Genomic DNA, 19,409 nt, shown 5'->3' on the forward strand with positions numbered 1-19,409 from the left:
AGGGAAAAACGCGTGCAAGAGTTAATCGAGTCGGTAGGACAACTTTCGGCTAAGCAAAGAAAGGCTCTGGCGGTTCTGCTCAAGCAGAAAGGCGTCAACCTCTTTGACATTGCCCCGGTTTTCAAGCGCACGGCTGAAGAGCCGTTGCTGCTGTCCTACGCTCAGCAGCGCCAGTGGTTCCTGTGGCAGTGGGCACCGCACAGCGCGGCCTACAACATTCCGACGGCCCTGCGCTTGCAGGGGCCGCTGGATGTGCCGGCACTGGAACGCAGCATTGCGGCGCTGATCGAGCGCCACGAAACCTTGCGCACGGTGTTCTCTCAAGACAGCGCGCAACCCTTGCAAGTGGTTCAGCCCGCAGGACCTTTTGCGTTGGAGGCTCATCACCTGAGCGCTGATCTGGCGAATGACCCGGAGGACTCGATCCAGGCTTTCGTCCAGACCCAGAGCCAAAAGACTTTCGACCTGCAGCACGGCCCGCTGCTGCGTGCCGCGTTGCTGCAGGTCAACCCCGATGACCATGTGCTGGTGCTGACCCTGCACCACATCGTTTCCGATGGCTGGTCGCTGCAAGTGATGATCGAGGAGCTGGTGCAGCTCTACGCCGGTTTCAACCTCGGTCACGACGCCGGTCTGCCGGCGCTGCCGATTCAATACGCCGATTACGCCTTGTGGCAGCGCCACTGGATGGAGGCCGGTGAGCAGGAGCGGCAACTGGCCTACTGGCAGGCAAAACTCGGCGGCGAACAACCGGTGCTGGAACTGCCGCTGGATCGCCCACGCGCGGTCGATCAAAGCTTTGCCGGCGCCAGCCATAACCTGATTCTCGACCCGGCGCTGAGCAGTGCCCTCAAGGATTTTGCCCGGCAGGAAAACGTCACCCTGTTCGTGTTGCTGCTGGCCTCGTTTCAGGCTTTGCTGCATCGCTACAGCGGGCAGAGCGATATCCGTGTCGGCGTGCCGGTGGCCAACCGTGGCCGGGTAGAAATCGAGCGCCTGATCGGTTTCTTCGTCAACACCCAGGTGCTCAAGGCGGACATCGACGCAGAGCTGCCGTTTGTCGAGCTGCTGCGTCAGGTCAAACAGACGGCGCAGGAGGCGCAGGCGCATCAGGACTTGCCGTTTGAGCAACTGGTCGAAGCGCTGGAACCGGGCCGCAGCCTCAGCCACAGCCCGCTGTTCCAGGTCATGTTCAACCACCAGGCCGAGCGCCGCGCGAGCGTCGCGACACGCCTGAACGGCCTGAACATCGAACCGCTGGAATGGCAGAGCCAGACCGCGCAGTTCGACCTGACCCTCAACACCACCGAACAGGCCCACGGCATCGAAGCCGTGCTCAAGTACGCTACTGACCTGTTCGACGCAGCGACCATCGAGCGCCTGGCGCAACACTGGATTGCGCTGTTGCAAGCGATCGTTGCCGAGCCGAGCCAGCGCATCGGCCAGTTGCCGATGCTCGACGCCGGCCAGCAGCAACAGCTGTTGGCGCAATGGAATCCGCCGCTGATCGAACAACCGCTGATGCCGTGTATCCAGCAAGCCATCGAGGCCCAGGCCGAGCGGCATGCCGATACGGTGGCGGTGAGCTTTGCCGGGCAATGCCTGACTTACGCCGAACTCAATCACCGCGCCAACCAGTGGGCGCATACGCTGATCGAGCAGGGCGTCGGCCCGGACGTGCGCGTCGGCGTTGCGGTCGAGCGTTCGCTGGACATGATCGTCGCCATTGTCGCGGTGCTGAAGGCCGGCGGTGCCTATGTGCCGCTGGACCCAAGCTACCCGGATGACCGCCTGAGCTTCATGATCGACGACAGCGGCATCCAGTTGCTGCTGACCCAAGGCCATTTGCTCGGGCAATTGCCGCTGCCGCCGGGGCTGCTGTGCCTCGAACTGGATCACGCGCCGGAACACGGCATCGCCGGCAACCCGCCTTGCCTGACCACACCGGACAATCTGGCCTACGTCATCTACACCTCCGGCTCTACCGGCAAACCCAAGGGCGCGTTGCTGTCGCACGGCAACGTGATGCGCCTGTTCAGCGCCACCGAGCACTGGTTCGATTTCGGCCCGCAGGACAGCTGGACGCTGTTCCATTCCTACGCGTTCGACTTTTCGGTGTGGGAGATTTTCGGCGCGCTGTTGTATGGCGGCAAACTGGTGGTGGTGCCACACGATGTCAGCCGTTCGCCGGAGGATTTCTACACACTGCTGTGTGATGAAAATGTCACGGTGTTGAACCAGACGCCGTCGGCATTCAAGCCGCTGATGCAGGTCGCCTGCGAATCGAGCCGCAGCAACGCCCTGCGTTACGTGGTGTTCGGCGGCGAGGCTTTGGAAGTACAGAATCTGCGGCCGTGGTTTGAGCGGTTTGGCGACCGCGCGCCGACGCTGATCAACATGTACGGCATCACCGAAACCACCGTGCACGTGACTTACCGACCGTTGTCGCTGGCCGATCTGCACAGCCACCACAGCAGCCCGATCGGCGCGCCGATTGTCGACCTGTCGTGGTACTTGCTCGACAGTTCGCTGAATCTGGTGCCGCAAGGCTGCATCGGTGAGTTGTACATCGCCGGTGCCGGTCTGGCCCGTGGTTATCTGAATCAGGCCGGGATGAGCGCCACCCGCTTCGTGCCCGACCCGTTCAACCGCAAGGCAGGCGAGCGTCTGTACCGTACCGGCGACCTCGCACGCCTGCGCGGCGACGGGGTGATCGAGTACATCGGCCGTATCGACCACCAAGTGAAGATCCGTGGTTTCCGCATCGAGCTCGGTGAAATCGAAGCGCAACTGCTCAAGCATCCACAGGTGCGCGAAGCGGTGGTGCTGGCGGTGGACGGCCTCAGTGGACAGCAACTGGCGAGCTGGGTCGTGCCGGTCGAGACATTGAACGCGGACGAGCAGGGCGCGCTGCGCGATTCGGTCAAGGCGCACCTGCGCGAAACCCTGCCCGATTACATGGTTCCGGTCAGTTGGGCGTTCCTCGAACGACTGCCGCTGACCGCCAACGGCAAACTCGATCGCAAGCAACTGCCGCCGCCGGATGTTGCCCAGGTGCAAGAGGCTTACGCAGCACCGCGCAGTGAACTGGAACAGCGTCTGGCCGAGATCTGGCAAGACGTGCTCAAGGTCGAACGTGTCGGCCTGCACGACAACTTTTTCGAGCTGGGCGGCGACTCGATCATCTCGATTCAAGTGGTCAGCCGGGCGCGGCAGGCCGGCATTCGCTTTACGCCCAAGGACATTTTTCAGCACCAGACCGTGCAGCGTCTGGCCACCGTCGCGCAACAAAGCGACGCCGTGCAAACGCAGCAGGGCGAGGTGCTTGGCGACGCGCCGCTGACGCCGATCCAGCAGTATTTTTTCCACAGCGACATCCCGGCGCGGCATCACTGGAACCAGTCGATCCTGCTGAGCCCGGCGAAAACCCTGCAAGCCGCGGCGCTGCAACAGGCGCTGGCGCAGGTGCAAAAGCAGCATGACGCCTTGCGTCTGCGTTATCGCCAAACCGAGCAGGGCTGGCAGCAAAGCCACGGCGCGGTGGATCAGCCACAAGCGTTGTTACGCACTTTCACGCTGGACGACAGCGCGGCATTGCCAGCGCTGTGCCTGGACCTGCAACGCAGCCTCGACCTGCACAACGGCCCGCTGATCCGCGCGGCGCTGATCGATTTGCCGGACGCCAGTCAGCGTCTGTTGCTGGTGATTCATCACCTGGTGGTCGATGGCGTGTCGTGGCGAATCCTGCTCGAAGACCTGCAAAGCGCCTATCAGCAGATCAGCAGCGGACAGCGCGTGCATCTGCCGGCCAAGACCAGCGCGCTCAAGGACTGGGGCTTGCGCCTGCAAGAGCATGCGCGCAGCGCGGCGCTGGACAGTGAACTGAGTTACTGGCGCGAGCAGTTGCGCGACGCGCCGCTCGGTTTGCCGCTGGATAATCCGCAGGGCCAATTGAACAACCGCTTCGAACGCAGCGTCGACACGCGGTTGGACGCCGAACGCACTCGCCAGCTGCTGCAACAGGCCCCGGCGGTCTACCGCACTCAAGTCAACGACCTGCTGCTGACCGCACTGGCGCGGGTGCTCTGCGAGTGGACCGCTAGCGACAGCGCGCTGGTGCAGCTCGAAGGCCATGGCCGCGAAGACCTCTTCGATGACATCGACTTGAGCCGCACCGTGGGCTGGTTCACCAGCATGTTCCCGGTGCGCCTGACGCCAAACGCCAGTCTGGAAACTTCGATCAAAGGCATCAAGGAACAACTGCGCGCGATCCCCAACAAGGGCATCGGCTACGGTTTGCTGCGTTATCTTGGTACGTCCGACGCACAAGCGGCGCTGTATGAACTGGCGCAACCGCAAGTGACGTTCAACTACCTCGGCCAGTTCGACAACAACTTTGATGAAGACGCCCTGTGGCGGCCGGCCACCGAGGACAAGGGCGCCGGTCAGGACGCAAACGCGCCGATGGCTAACTGGCTGACCATCGATGGCCGGGTTTATCAGGGCCAGTTGAGCCTGACCTGGACTTACAGCAGCGATGTCTTCGAAGAGGCGACCATCGCCGCGCTGGCCCGTGCCTACGAAGTGGCACTGAGTGAATTGATCGACCACTGCCTCAGCCATGCGGGCGGCCTCACGCCGTCCGACGTGCCGCTGGCCGGTTTGTCCCAGGTGCATCTGGACAGCCTGCCGATCGCCGCCCAGCGCATCGAGGATATTTATCCGCTGGCGCCGATGCAGCAAGGCATTCTGTTCCACAGCCTGTACGACGCGGACGCCAGCGCCTACGTCTATCAGATGCTGCTGGACATCGACGGCCTCGACGTTGCGCGGTTCCAGCAAGCCTGGCAGCGCGTAGTGAATCGCCATGAAGTGCTGCGCGCCGGTTTCATTTGGGGGCGTGATGGCCTCGATGCACCGTTGCAAGTGATCAACCGCCAACTGACTCTGGAAATGCCGGAAATCGATGTGCGCGATGTCGCTGATCTGCCGGCGGTGCTCGAAGCACGCGCGCAGGCCGACCGCGAACGTGGCTTCGATCTGCACAATCCGCCGCTGTTGCGCCTGTGCCTGCTGCGCACTGCCGACGACCGCCATCGGTTGATTTTCACCTGCCACCACATCCTCATGGATGGCTGGAGCAACTCGCGGATGTTCGGCGAAGTGCTGCAGGATTACGCCGGCCAGCCGGTGCCGAGCGCACAGGGCCGCTATCGCGATTTTCTGGTCTGGCTGCAGGGCCAGGACAAGGCTGCCGCGCAGGACTTCTGGCGCGGGCAACTGGCCGAACTCGACGAGCCGACCCGACTGGCCTCGGCCTGCCACGGACGCACTGTGCCGGGGCCGGGCAAACAGATGCATCGTCTGCATTTCGACGAAGCATTGACCCAGCGTCTGAACAGCTTCTCCCGTCAGCAACAGGTGACCCTCAACAGCCTGGTGCAGGCGGCGTGGCTGCTGGTGTTGCAGCGCTACACCGGACAAGCCACGGTGGCGTTTGGCGCGACGGTATCCGGGCGTCCGGTGGATTTGCCGGGCATCGAGGAGCAACTGGGGCTGTTCATCAACACTTTGCCGGTGATCGCCAGCCCGCAGGCCAGCCTCAGCGCCGGTGACTGGGTGCGCAGCGTGCAGGACAAAAACCTGTTGTTGCGCGACTACGAACAGACGCCGCTGCAGGACATTCAGCGTCTGGCCGCATTGAGTGGCGAAGCGCTGTTCGACACTTTGCTGGTGTTCGAGAACTACCCGGTGTCCGATGCGTTGGAGGCCAATCCGGGCGGGCTGCGCTTTTCCGGTCTGGAGCATCGCGAGCAGACCAACTACGGTCTGACCCTGATCGCTGGCGCCAGCGAGGTGCTCAACCTCGATTTCAACTACCTCACCGAGCACTTTGCCGAACGCAGCGTGCTCGGCCTGGCGACGCATTTGCGCGAAGTGCTGGAGCAATTTATCGAGGCGCCGCAGCGGGCCCTCGGCGAGATCGGCCTGCTGCCGCTGGCCGAGCGTCAGACGCTGGCGCAGTGGAACGACAATCACGCGGCTTATCCGGCCGAGCGGTTGATCTCGCAGAGCTTTGAAGCACGGGTCGCGGCGCATCCGCAGGCACTGGCGCTGAGTCATGCCGGCGTGGCTATGAGCTATGGCGAACTGAACCGGCGGGCGAATCAGCTGGCGCGGCATTTGTTGACGCTGGGTGTCACCGCCGAAGTGCGCGTCGGCGTCGCGATGCCGCGTTCGGCGGAACTGGTGATCGCCCTGATGGCAGTGCTCAAGGCCGGTGGCACCTACGTGCCGCTGGACCCGGACTACCCGGCCGACCGCGTGGCCTACATGCTCGATGACAGCCAGGCGAAAGTCCTGCTGACCCAGCAAGCGTTGCTGGCGCAACTGCCGTCCACTGAAGCCCAAGTGGTGCTGGTCGAGGCCGGTGGCGAGGCGTTTGCCGCGCAGGCACCGGACAACCTGCCGGCGCGGGCCGACTCGGCCAATCTGGCCTACGTGATCTACACCTCCGGTTCCACCGGCAAACCGAAAGGCGTGGCCATTGCCCACCGCAACGTGCAGGCGCTGATTCACTGGTCCGCCGAGGTCTACCGCGAGGACGATCTGCAAGGCGTGCTGGCCTCGACGTCGGTGTGCTTCGACCTGTCGGTGTGGGAGATCTTCGTCACCCTGGCGCGTGGCGGATCCATCGTCATGGCGCGCAATGCCCTTGAGCTGGCGGACTTGCCCGAGCGTGCTCAGGTGCGCCTGATCAACACCGTGCCGTCGGCAATTGCTGCGTTGCAACGCATCGGCCAGATCCCGCCGGGCGTACGCATCATCAATCTGGCCGGCGAGCCGCTCAAGCAGGCGCTGGTCGACACCTTGTACCGGGAGACTTCGGTTGCCCACGTTTACGACCTGTACGGGCCCTCCGAAGACACCACGTATTCGACCTGGACCCGCCGCGAACTCGGTGGCCGGGCCAATATCGGCCGGCCGTTGCGCAACACCACCGCGTACCTGCTCGATGAGCAGTTGCAGGCTGCGCCGCTTAACGTTGCGGCTGAGCTGTATCTGGCCGGTGAGGGCATCACGCGTGGCTATCTGTTGCGCCCGGGCCTGACGGCCGAGCGTTTCGTGCCCAACCCGTTGGCGAGCAACGGCGAGCGCATGTACCGCACTGGCGACCTGACGCGTTTCACCGATGACGGCCGTATCGAATACGTCGGCCGCATCGACCATCAGGTCAAGGTGCGCGGCTTGCGTATCGAACTGGGCGAAATCGAAGCGCGTCTGCTGGCCCAGGCCAGCGTGCGCGAAGGCGTGGTGTTGGCGGTGGACGGCGTTGGTGGCCAGCAACTGGTGGCTTACGTGGTGCCGGCCGAGGCCGATCAGAGCCTTGCGCAACTGGATGAACTGAGCACTGCGCTGCAAGCCGGGCTCAAGGCGCATCTGCCGGACTACATGGTGCCGGCGCACTGGCTGTTCCTCGAACAATTGCCGCTGACACCCAATGGCAAACTTGATCGCAAGGCTTTGCCGGCACCGGATGCCAGCCAGGCGCAACGCGATTACGTCGCGCCATCGACGCCGCTGGAGCAGCAGCTGGCCGAGGTCTGGCAGGACATTCTGAAGATCGAGCAGGTCGGCGTGACCGACAATTTCTTCGCCCTTGGCGGTGATTCGATCATCTCGATCCAGTTGGTCAGCCGCGCGCGTCAGCAAGGCATTTGCTTCACGCCCAAAGACCTGTTCCAGCAGCAGACGGTGCAGAAACTGGCCGCAGTGGTTTCGCTTGAAGACGCGCAATCTGCCAGCGCTGCCGACTACCCGTTGGCGCAACTGGATCAGGCGCAGCTCGATGCCTTGCCGGTGCCGGCGGAGCTGATTGAAGACGTCTATCCGCTGTCGCCGATGCAGGAAGGCATGCTTTTCCATACGCTGTCGGATAACGGCAGCAGCCTTTATGTGCAACAGGTCAGTCTGCCGATCAAGGGCCTCGACGTTGAGCGCTTCCGCCAGGCCTGGGAATTCATCATTGTGCGTCAGGCGATCCTGCGCACCAGTTTCCATTGGCAGGATGGGCTGGCCAAGCCGCTGCAGGTCGTGCATCGCCATGCGCCGTTGCAGATGCAGGTGCTCGATTGGCGTGGGCAGGACTGCAGCGAGGCGGCGATTGCCGAATTCGCCAGCGCCGACCGCGCGCTGGGCTTCGACCTGGCCGAAGCGCGATTGCAGCGGGTGACCCTGCTGCAGCTGGGCGACGAGCAGTACCAGATGATCTGGACCAGCCACCACATTCTGATGGACGGCTGGAGCAGCTCGCGGCTGTTCGGCGAGGTCTTGCAGTACTACTCCACAGGCCAGGTGACTGGCGAAAACGGCCGCTATCGCGATTTCATCGCCTGGTTGCAGGCGCAGGATCAGGATGCGCAAGAGCTGTTCTGGAAGGCGCGTCTGGCGGTGGTCAACGAACCGACTGCGCTGAGCCAGGCGATGCACCCGCGCCACAGCGCCGAGGTTACGGGTCACGATGCGCTCTATTCGAACTGGGACAAGGCGCAAACCGCGCGCCTGCTGGAGTTTTGCCGCGACCTGCGCATCACCCCCAACACGCTGATCCAGGGCGCATGGTTGCTGCTATTGCAGCGCTACACCGGCCAGCAGACGGTGACCTTCGGCGCCACCGTGTCGGGGCGTCCGGAAAGCCTGCCGAATGTCGGCAACATGCTCGGCCTGTTCATCAACACCCTGCCGATCATTCAGACCCCGCAGGCCGATCAGCGTCTGGCCGACTGGCTGGGTGAGGTGCAGGCCTACAACCTCGACATCCGCGATTACTCCCAGGCACCGCTGGCCGATGTACAGCGCTGGTCGAACCTCGGTGGTCAGGCGCTGTTCGACAGCATCGTGGTGTTCGAAAACTTCCCGATCGACGAGCGCCTGCAGGAAGAAACCGACACCGGGCTGACCTTCGGCAAATCCATCGGCCACGGCGTGACCAACGTGCCGATGGACCTTGCGGTGATGCTCGGCGATGAGTTGTCGATCGAGTACCTGTACCTGCGCAGCCACTTCAGCGCCGAGGCGGTAGAAGGCATTCGCCTGACCCTGGAAAACACCCTCGCGGCGATGATGGCCGCGCCGTATGAGCGGCTGGGCAACTTGCAGCGTCTGTCCGCTGAACAATGGCAAGCGGCGCAGGTCTGGAGCGCCGAGCCGGCGCACCGCCATGAGCCTCGCCTGTTGCCGGAGCTGATCAGCCGTCATGCGCAACAGCAACCGGATGCGATCGCAGTGCAATGCGCCGGCGACAGCCTGAGCTACGCAGAGCTGGAGCGGCAGGCCAATCGACTCGCGCAGTGCCTGATCGCCCACGGTGCCGGGCCGGAAGTGGTGATCGGCGTGGCGCTGCCGCGTTCGCTGGAAATGCTGGTGAGTTTCCTCGCCGTGCTCAAGAGCGGTGCGGCGTACGTGCCGCTGGACATCGATTATCCTCCCGAGCGCTTGGCGTACATGATCGAAGATTCGCGCATGGCCCTGCTGCTGACGCAAACCAGCCTGCGCGCGACGTTACCGGCGCCGCATGGCGTGTTGCGCCTGGAAATCGATCAACTCGATCGCAGTCTTTACAGCGATGCTGCCCCGATCTGCGATGTTCACGAGCAAAGCCTGGCCTATCTGGTTTACACCTCTGGTTCCACCGGGCGGCCGAAGGGCGTGGCCGTTACCCAAGGCCCGCTGAGCATGCACTGCCAGGCCATCGCCGAGCTGTACGAAATGGACGCGAGCAGTTGTGAGTTGCACTTCATGTCGTTCGCCTTCGATGGTGCCCACGAACGCTGGCTGAGTACCTTGTACAGCGGCGGTCGTCTGGTGATTCGCGACGGTTGTCTGTGGACGCCGGAGCAGACCTATCAGGCCCTGCACGATTACGGCGTGACCATCGCGTGCTTCCCGCCAGCCTATCTCAAACAACTCGCCGAGTACGCCGCCGCCAGTGGCATCGCACCACCGCCAGTGCGCATCTACTGCTTCGGTGGCGATGCGGTGCCGGAGCAGACCTTCGAACAGGTCAAAGCCGCGTTGCGTCCGCAATGCTTCACCAACGGCTACGGTCCGACCGAAACCGTGGTCACGCCGATGCTCTGGAAAGTCGCCGTCAGCCAGCAGTGCGAAGCGGCGTACGCGCCGATCGGCCGCGCGGTCGGTGCGCGTTCGCTGTACGTGCTCGACGACGATCTGAATCCCCTGCCGCCGGGCTTTGCCGGTGAGCTGTACATCGGCGGTTACGGTGTCGCTCGCGGTTACTACGGGCGCCCCGATCTGACCGGCGAGCGCTTCGTGCCCAACCCGTTTGCCCCTGGCGAGCGCCTGTACCGCAGCGGCGACCTGGTGCGTCGTCGCGCGGACGGCGTAGTGGATTACGTCGGGCGCATCGACCATCAGGTCAAGGTGCGTGGCTTCCGCATCGAGCTGGGCGAAGTCGAGGCCAGCCTGCGTCAGTTGCCGGCGGTCAGCGATGCGCTGGTGATTGCCCGCGACAACGCTTCGGGCAAGCAACTGATCGGTTACGTGGTCACCGCCAGCGGTGAAGAAATTGGTGATGAACTCAAGGCCGGGCTGCGCGCTTCGCTCCCTGAATACATGGTGCCGGCGCAGATCGTCTGCCTCAGCGCGTTCCCGGTCACGCCCAACGGCAAACTTGATCGCAAGGCCCTGCCGGAGCCGCAATTCAAAAGCGACGAATACGTTGCCCCGCGCACCGAGCAGGAACGCCTGCTGGCGGAAATCTGGGCGCAGGTGTTGCAGGTCGAGCAGGTCGGTATCAGCGATAACTTCTTTGAACTGGGCGGCGACTCGATCCTCAGCCTGCAAGTGATCTCGCGGGTGCGAAATCACCCGACGCTGCAGATGGAGCTGAAGCTGCGCGATCTGATGCGCTATCAAACCATCGCCGGCATTCTCGAGCAGCAGGTGGCGAAGGAGGGCGCTGGGCAAGCGCTGCCGGACCTGACTCAGGTTGCCGCAGAGGGCGCGTTCAATCTGCTGCCGATCCAGGAGTGGTTCTTCGCCGAAGGCATGGCCGAGGAGCATCACTACAACCAGTCGTTGCTGCTCAGCGCACGTCAGCCGCTGGACCTCGATGCACTCGAACAGGCGCTGGGCTTGATCGAACAGCATCACGATTCGCTGCGCCTGCGTTTTTCCAACGACGGCGGGCGCTGGTTGCAGCGCTATAGCACCAGCGCCTCAGACGAGGCTGTGCTGTGGCGCCGTGAAGCGCAGAGCAGTGAAGAGGTCGAAACCTTGGCCAACCTTGCGCAGCGCAGCCTCAAACTCGATGACGGGCCGGTCTGGAGGGTCATGCATGTGGCTTTGCCGGATGGTCAGGCGCGCCTGCTGGTGGTGATTCATCACCTGGTGGTCGACACCGTGTCGTGGCGGATTCTGCTCGACGATCTGAAAGTCGCTTATGAGGCGTGCGTGCAGGGGGTGCCAGCGCAGCTGCCGATTCGCACCAGCAGTTATCGTTCATTTGCCGAGGCATTGCAGGCGCAGGCGCCAGTGATAGCCGAGCAGCAATTGAGCTATTGGCTGGAGCAACTGGATCAACCGGGCGTTGATCTGCCGTGCGATAACCCGCGCGGCAAAAACCTCGTGCGGCAACAGGCGCAGGCACGGCTCAAGCTGTCCCGCGAGCACACCGAACAACTGCTCAAACAGGCCCCGGCGGTGTACGGCACGCAGATCAACGACCTGCTGTTGTCAGCGCTCAGCCGCGCGCTGTGTCGCTGGAGCGAGCAGCCGTCGGCGCTGATCCTGCTCGAAGGTCACGGTCGCGAAGACCTTTTCGAGTCGATCGACCTGAGCCGCAGCCTCGGCTGGTTCACCAGCATGTTCCCGGTGCGTTTGCGCCCGGACAGCGACGACATCGGCCAATCGATCATCGATGTGCAGGCGCAACTGGCGGGCGTACCGCAGAAGGGCATCGGCTACGGCGTGCTGCGTCATCTGGCCGGGCCGGACATCTCGGCGCAACTGGCTGCATTGCCGCAGGCACGGGTGACGTTCAACTACCTCGGGCAGTTCGACCAGAGCTTCGATGAACAGGCGTTGCTGGTGCCGGCACTGGAAGAGACCGGCGACAACTACAGCCTCAAGGCGAACCTGGGCAACTGGCTGGAAATCGTCGGCCAGGTCTATGACGGGCAACTGGCGTTGCGCTGCATCTACAGCAGTCAGCGTTACCGCGCCGGCACCATGGATGCGCTGATGAGCGATTACCAGCGTGAACTTGAAGCGTTGATCGAACATTGCATGGCGCGGGTGGGTTGATCACCCGGCCTTTTGCGCGGGCGCTGCCCAGGCGCGCCCGTCTTATTGCGGATACAAGGATTTTTATCGATGTCGTTACACCCTGATCTGGAAGCTTTCCTCGACCTCGCTCAAGACAGCCAGGACGCCGGCCTGCCGGCCATGCACCAACTGACCCCGAGCGAGGCCCGCGCCACTTTCGAACAGACCACCGCGCAACTGCGCTGGCCGGCGCCGCAGGATCTTGAAGTCACCGAGATCGAAACACAGGCCCGGGATGGCGCGGCGCTGGCGTTGCGTTTGTATCGGCCCAACGGTGTTGAATCGCCGCTGCCGGTGCTGGTGTATTTCCACGGTGGAGGGTTTGTGGTTGGCAGTCTGGATTCCCACGACGGCGTCTGCCGCGAGTTTTGCCAGCGCACGCCGTGTGCGGTGCTTTCGGTCGGTTATCGACTGGCGCCGGAGCATCGCTTTCCGACGGCGCTGGAGGATGGCGAAGACGCTTTGTCGTGGCTGGCCGAACAGGCTGCGAGCCTCGGCCTGGATTGTTCGCGGGTCGCGTTTGGCGGTGATAGCGCAGGCGCTACGCTGGCGACGGTGCTGGCGATTCAGGCTGTGCGGCAACCGCACACGGTGGCTATCGCGCCCAAGGTGCAGTTGTTGTGTTATCCGGTGACCGATGCTTCGCGGGTGCATGATTCGCGGCTGTTGTTTGGCGAGGGGTATTTGCTCGAGAACGACACGTTGGAGTGGTTTTATCAGCATTGTGCGCGAGGGCCGGAGGATTATCTGGATTGGCGTTTTTCGCCGTTGCTGGCTGAGGATTTGCGTGGGGTTGCGCCGGCTATTGTGGTATTGGCCGGGTTTGATCCGTTGCTGGATGAGGGGCAGGCTTATGTTGACAGGCTGCGCGGGCAGGGGGGGCGGTCGAGGTCGAGGTTTGTGCCGGGTTGACTCATGATTTGTTGCGGTTGGGGGCGGTGGTGCCTGGGGTTATGGAGGTTTATTTGCGAGTGGGTGGGGCGCTTGCGCGGGGTTTTGAGGTTGGGTGAATATCCGTTGCTTTGGTAGCGGCTGCTGGCGGTTTCGCCTGACGGCGACTTACTTTTTTACAAGCGCCAAAAAAAGTAAGCAAAAAACGCTAGCTCCTGCGTTCGGCCCTCGCAGGCTCGGGTTCCTTCGCTACGGGATCGATCCGGGCGCAGCGGCTCCGGTTTGCTTCGCTGCACCTCCTTCCGCTGTGTCTGGCTGCGCCAGACGGTCGCTGCGCTCCCACGCCCGGATCAATCCCTCCACTCAGCCTTCCGACGTCGCCGGTGGATCAAGATCAAGAGCACTCGAGCTTGCGCTCATTGTTGAGTGGTGCGGCTTCGCCGCGGGCAGCTGCGCTGCCTTGCTTTTGCTTTTGTGGGAGCGAGCCTGCTCGCGAAGGCGATCTGCGAGGCAACCAATTCCTATCGAATTCACGCGATCCAACTGTAGGAGCTGCCGAAGGCTGCGATCTTTTGATCTGGCTTTTGCTTTTGTTTTTGCTTTGGCTTTTGACCCGGCCCTTGATCTATTTCCCCTTCGGCAGGCTTCGTTACAGGATCGGTCCCGTAACGAAGGTACCCCGAGCTTTAGCGAGCGGGCCGTACGCCGGGGCAAAGCCTTTTGGGTTACCTTTTTGCTGGGCCGGCACTCCGGCGTTTGAAAAAGGTGACTCGCTGTAAGAGCGAAACCGCCAGCGGCGGCACCCGCAACAACGGATATGTCCCCAATCCCAAAAAACAAAACCAAAAAGCCCCGCATCTCACAATGCGGGGCTCTCTCACAGCTCAAATCAAAAAATCAGAAATCAGCCTTCACCGACATCACAAAATTGCGCGGATCCCCGTAGAAGTTACCGAACCCCTCGGTACCAATGGTCGCGTAATAACGCTTGTCGAACAGGTTATTGCCGTTCAACGCCACCGACCAGGTGTCGTCAATCCGATAACCAATGCGACCGTTCCACACCGCATAACCCGCGCCGTCGACATTGTCTCCGCCAAAAGGCGAAACCCGGTAGGTGCCTGTCTGCGCATTGACACCCGCACCAATGGTCACAAGGTCCAGCGGCCCGCTCAGGGCGTAATCACCCCAGACGCGCAACAGGTGACGCGGCACGTAAGAGTTGTAGACCGCGCCATCCTGAGTAGCATCGGCGTCTTCCAGCACTTTGGTCTGGGTGTAGGTATAACCGGCCAGCAATTGCAGGCGGTCGATCACTTCACCGCTGACTTCAGCCTCAAAGCCCTGGGCGCGGACCTTGCCGGAGTTGATCTGGCAGGAACTGTCTGCGCACCGCAGATCATCCTGGGCCGCGTCTTTCTGAATGGTGCGGAACAGGTTGAACGTGGTGTTCAAGCGACCGTCGTACCACTCACCCTTGATCCCCAGCTCGTAACTCTGGCCAATCAGCGGCTTGAGCGTGCTGCCGTCGATGGTCTTGTACGAACCTTGCGGGGTGAAAATGTCGGTGTAGCTGGCGTAGGCGGTCAGATTGTCGTTGAGGTCGTAGAGCAGGCCGGCGAACGGCGTGACCTGGCCGGTTTCGGTGGACTGGGTGTTGACCTCGGTGCCTTCGCCACGGAAGTACTGCACCGAGTCGGTGTCGGATTTGTACCAGCTGACCCGGCTGCCGAGTACCAGGGTCATCGGGTCGGCGAGTTTCAGGCGGGCGATCGAGTAAGCGCCGTATTGCTTGATGTGCATGTCCACCGGGCCGCCACGGGAGGCGTTGGCCAGGTAGTAGCTTTCATCCGGCTGCGGGATGTTGTGGTTCGGGTTGAACACGTTCTGGCGCTGTGGCAATGCCGCCACCGCATAGAAGTCGTCCTTGTGCGAACGGCTGGCGTTGGCGCCGACGATCAGTTCGTGCTGCTGGCCGAAGGCGTCGAATTTGCCGTCGACGTAAGCATCGAAACCGTAGTCGCGCTGGTCGTAGTCATAGGTACTGCCAAGCATCAGCGTGTTGGTGGCGGTCGCGCCCAACGGCACTGTGCCGCTCGGGAAGGAATATTCCATGTCCTGAGTGTTGCGCGAGTAGACACCGGCAACTTTCAGCGACCAGTCATCGTTGAACTGGTGTTTGACGTCGGCGAAGTAGGTGGCGCGTTTGCTGCGCTGGTTGTTCCACGAGGTGTTCAGGCAGGTGGAGCGTTTCAGGTGCAGGTCGGAGCCGTCGGCGTAGCGCGGCAGGCCGCCCCAGCACGGGGTGGCGTCGACGTCTTCATAGGCCATGCCCAGACCTAGGGTGGTGTCGGGGCTGAGGTCGAAGTCCAGGGCGCCGTAGTAGATCTGGTCGCGGCGTTCAGCCACATCGTAGAAATACTGACGGGTCTGCTGGGTCACCACGGCGCGGCCACGGACAGTGCCGGCGTCGTTCAGCGGGCCGCCGGTGTCGACCTGGCCGCGGTAGTTGTCCCAGGTCCCGGCCGACAGCGACAGCTGCGTGTGCGGGGTGTCCTGGCCGCGCTTGCGCACGAAGTTGACGCCGCCGGCGGTGCCGCCCGCGCCCTTCATCATGCCCGCCGCGCCGCGAAGGATTTCCACGCGGTCGTAGATGGCCATGTCGCTGTTGAAGCTGTCCGCCTGCACGTAGCTGCTGCCGATATCCAGCGGCACGCCGTCGTACTGGTACTGGCCGGTCATGCGGAAACCGCGCGAGTAAAAATACTTGCCGCCCATGGGCGAGTCGTAGACGGTGATGCCCGGGGTCTTCTCCATTACCTGTTCGATGGTGTTGAGGTTCTGGTCATCGAGCATCTTGCGGGTCATCACCGTGACCGACTGCGGTGTGTCTTTGAGCGAGTGCACGCCCTTGCCGATGGTCACGCCGCCGGTGGTGTAGGAGTTGCTGCCTTCGGTGGTGGCGCCGAGGCGGTTGGCGTTGACGTTGGTCGGCGCCAGCTCCATCGCACTGCCGCTGGTGGCCGGGCCGAGCACGGTGACGGTGTTGCCGTCACGCTGATAGCGGATGCCGGTGCCGCTGAGCATGGCCTTGAGCGACTCGTCATCCTGATAGCGGCCGTTGAGGGCGCTGGAGCGCAGGCCTTGCAGGCTCTCCGGGCTGTAGACGATTTGCAGGCTGGTCTGCTGACCAAGGGTCTGCAGGGCCTGGGCCAGCGGTTGGGCCGGTATGTTCAACGTCCATTCCTGGGCCTGGACATACGGCGCTGCCGCGAGGGTCAGTGCCAGACCCAGGCCGCTACCGGCCAGGCGAGTGCGGGTCGCGCCGTGCATCGGCAGGGCTCGAGTCAGAGGGCGAAGCATGAAACGGGATGCGGACATGAGGTTAAGACCTTGGCAGGTATAGTTGTTAATGGTTCTTATTCATCTCATTAAGACGAGGAAGCCGCGGCAAACCGGAAAAGTTTTTTCTCCGGCCTGGCCACGGCTGCCTCGATCAAGCGGGTTGCAGTTCGCTTCTGACCTTGCCGGCCTCCATGCGCACGAGCTGATCGGCGACGTCGAAGTAACGGTCGTCGTGTGAAATCACGATGATGGTTTTGCCCAGACGCTTGAGGTCGGGCAGCAGCTCGGTATAGAAGATCCGCCGGAAGGTCGGGTCCTGATCCGCCGCCCATTCATCGAACACCAGCACCGGCCGCTCTTCGAGCCAGGCATTGACCAGTGCCAGGCGTTTGCGCTGACCGGTGGACAGGTCGGTGGTGCTGAACGCGCCGTCGCGCACGCTGACCTTGTGCGCGATCTCCAGCCGTTCGAGGTAGCGGGTGGCATCCTGCGGCACTTCACGATCGCCCTGGATCAAGTCATCGAACAGGTAGTAGTCGGCGAAGATCGTGGTGAAGTTCTGCCGGTAATCGTCGCGGTTGACCGCAGTGATCGGCTTGTCGTTGACGCAGATTTCGCCCTCGGTCGGCGCGTACAGGCCCAGGAGCAATTTGATCAGGGTGGTTTTGCCGCAGCCGTTCTCACCGACGATAAACACAATGTCGCCCTGTTCGATGCGCAGGTTCACCGGCCCGAGACGGAAGGGTTCGCTGCCTTCCACGGCCGGGAAGGCGTAGCGCACGTTGCGCAGTTCCAGCCTGTTGACGGCGGCCGGCTTGCTGCCCTGGTCCTGCAGCAGCAGGTGCGGTTCCGGCGAGGAGAACTGTTCGCTGAGTTCGGCGATGCGGCGGAAGGCAATCTGCGCACGGCTGATGATTGGCAAGGTGCTGATCAGGTGTTCCAGCGGCCCCTTCATGTACAGCAGCACCAGAACGAAACCGCTCATCACCGCTTTGTCGGCACTCGGCCACAGCGATTGCAGGGCCAGGGCCATGCCAATGACTACGAAAAACAGCATCGAACCAAACGACTTGGCGATGACGAACGTGTTGATCGATTTTATCTGTGTGTCGCAGATTTTCTCGGCGGTTTTCTGAATGCCGGCGACGAACATGCGCTGACGGCGCGGGCGGTGGATACGCAGTTCCTTGGCACCTTCGGCGATCGCGTTGTAGTGCTTTTGCAATTCGTCTTCAGAGTCGCGGGCGGCGTAAAAGCCGCGCATGCCCTTGGCCCGTGCAATCGCCTGGATAGTGGTGCCGATGGCGATGGCCACCAGCATCATCAGGAACATCGGCCACGACAGCATTGCCAGATAGCCGAGGCAGCCAAGGGTCACGGTCATGGAGATCGCCAGGGGCGCGAAGGCGAAGGCGAAGTCGCTGATGGTGTCGACGTCGTGGGTCAGCACCGGAATCAGGCGATGGCTGCGGTAGCGTTCGATCTGGTCGATCGGCGCCGACAGGACTTTCTCTCCCAGCTCTTTGCGCAATTTGGCAATGATGTGCTGGCCGACGTAATTGGTGCCGATGTCCGACAGGATCGTGGTCAGCAGGGCCAGAGCACAGAGGCCAGCAAAGATCATCACCACGGTGCGGGTCAGGCCGTCATCGGAATGCAGGGCGTTGTTGATGGTCGCCAGCAGCACGGTGACGCTCAGGCCGCCGAGCATGCCGAGCAGGATGGACGCCGAAACGATCAGGCGGAAGGGCTTGAGCAGGGCGAACAATTCGTTGATCGCCCCACGCGTAGGCTTGGTCATGGAGGATTCCTGCTTCGATGCGGAGGGAGTGCCGGTACTTAAGGAAAACGAATGGTCGCGGAGTTTCTTTAAACGAGCGCAGGCGCGGCTGCGCTCGTCGAGGGCGGGATCAAAGGTCGCGCACTACGCGAAAGCCCAGCCAGTCGCCTTTGCTGGTCGGCCAGCTGCTGTTGCGGTTGCCCGAGCGCGAGAAAATCGGCGCCTCGCCCCAGTCGTTGCCGCGCATGACCTGGCGTTCGCAGTTCTCCTGAGTCCATGGGCGACCGTCGGCGGGGACGCCGGAGTAGTCCGGGTGATAGCAGTCGGCGGTCCACTCGTAGACGTTGCCGTGGGCGTCGAACACACCAAACGCATTGGCCGGGAAGGTGCCGGCCGGCGAGGTGAAGTTGTAGCCGTCAGCCGCGCCATAAGTGTTGGCGTGTTTGGCAATCTGGTAATCCTTGCCCTCATCGAACGGGAAGGGGAAAGGCCCGCCGCTGCCGCCACGGGCGGCGTATTCGCGGATCGATTCGCTTTGCAGGCGATAGGCGTGGCCGGTTTTTTTCGACAGCCAGTCGATGTAGCCCTGGGCTTCGGCGACGTTCATGCACACCGCCGGGTCGCGGGGCGTCTGTTTGAATTCCGGCTTGCCGGCGGTGCAGCGGCGGCCGGGACGGTCATCGAAGTCGTAGGGCTTGTTGCCGGTCTCGCGCACGTAGGCGTCCCATTCACCCACCAGCACCTGCGAGCGGCTGATAGCGAACGGTTTGCTGAACGTCACCGTGTGCAGCGGGCCTTCGTCGGGTTGGCGGCCGACTTCATCATCCGGCGTGCCCATGGTGTAGCTGCCGGTTGGCAGCACGACCATTTCCGGGCAGTCCTTGCAGTCCTTGAACACTTTGCCCGCAGCGGGCGCGGTCGACGCCTGCGCGCTGCCGGGCAACAGCGCAGCGCAGAGGGCGCTTAGCGCCAGTGCGGGCAGGGCTTTGGAGAGGAGTGACGCGTGAGGCTTTTTCATGGGTCGTCTCTTTGAAAGGAAAACGGC

The 19,409-nt window shown here is 62.8% G+C and carries 4 protein-coding genes and 1 pseudogene; 2 read left to right on the top strand and 3 right to left on the bottom strand.

Annotated elements, in window-relative coordinates; genetic code table 11:
• Positions 1-12 precede the first annotated feature (12 nt).
• Positions 13-12,327 carry a non-ribosomal peptide synthase/polyketide synthase gene (locus ACIGDJ_RS10390; protein WP_397479058.1) on the top strand — a complete coding sequence of 4,105 codons (12,315 nt, stop codon included), beginning with the start codon at positions 13-15 and terminating at the stop codon, positions 12,325-12,327.
• A gap of 69 nt (positions 12,328-12,396) precedes the next feature.
• Positions 12,397-13,358: pseudogene (locus ACIGDJ_RS10395) on the top strand (alpha/beta hydrolase).
• Positions 13,359-14,136: 778 nt separating this feature from the next.
• On the opposite strand, the gene ACIGDJ_RS10400 reads toward ACIGDJ_RS10395, so the two are convergent.
• The 3 genes from ACIGDJ_RS10400 to ACIGDJ_RS10410 all read right to left on the bottom strand — a co-directional run bounded on the left by ACIGDJ_RS10400 (position 14,137) and on the right by ACIGDJ_RS10410 (position 19,382).
• On the bottom strand, positions 14,137-16,620 hold the full coding sequence (locus ACIGDJ_RS10400; protein ID WP_397479059.1) for a TonB-dependent siderophore receptor: 2,484 nt from the start codon (positions 16,618-16,620) through the stop codon (positions 14,137-14,139).
• Between the two features lie 115 nt (positions 16,621-16,735).
• A complete protein-coding gene (locus ACIGDJ_RS10405) occupies positions 16,736-18,385 on the bottom strand; it encodes a cyclic peptide export ABC transporter (RefSeq protein ID WP_313004570.1) in 1,650 nt (549 codons plus the stop codon).
• A gap of 109 nt (positions 18,386-18,494) precedes the next feature.
• Positions 18,495-19,382: a formylglycine-generating enzyme family protein gene (locus ACIGDJ_RS10410; RefSeq protein ID WP_313004573.1), complete on the bottom strand. Its 888-nt coding sequence runs from the start codon at positions 19,380-19,382 to the stop codon at positions 18,495-18,497.
• Positions 19,383-19,409: the final 27 nt, after the last annotated feature.

It is taken from the genome of Pseudomonas sp. NPDC079367 (genome assembly GCF_044542195.1).
In the GTDB taxonomy this organism is placed as follows: Bacteria; Pseudomonadota; Gammaproteobacteria; order Pseudomonadales; family Pseudomonadaceae; genus Aquipseudomonas.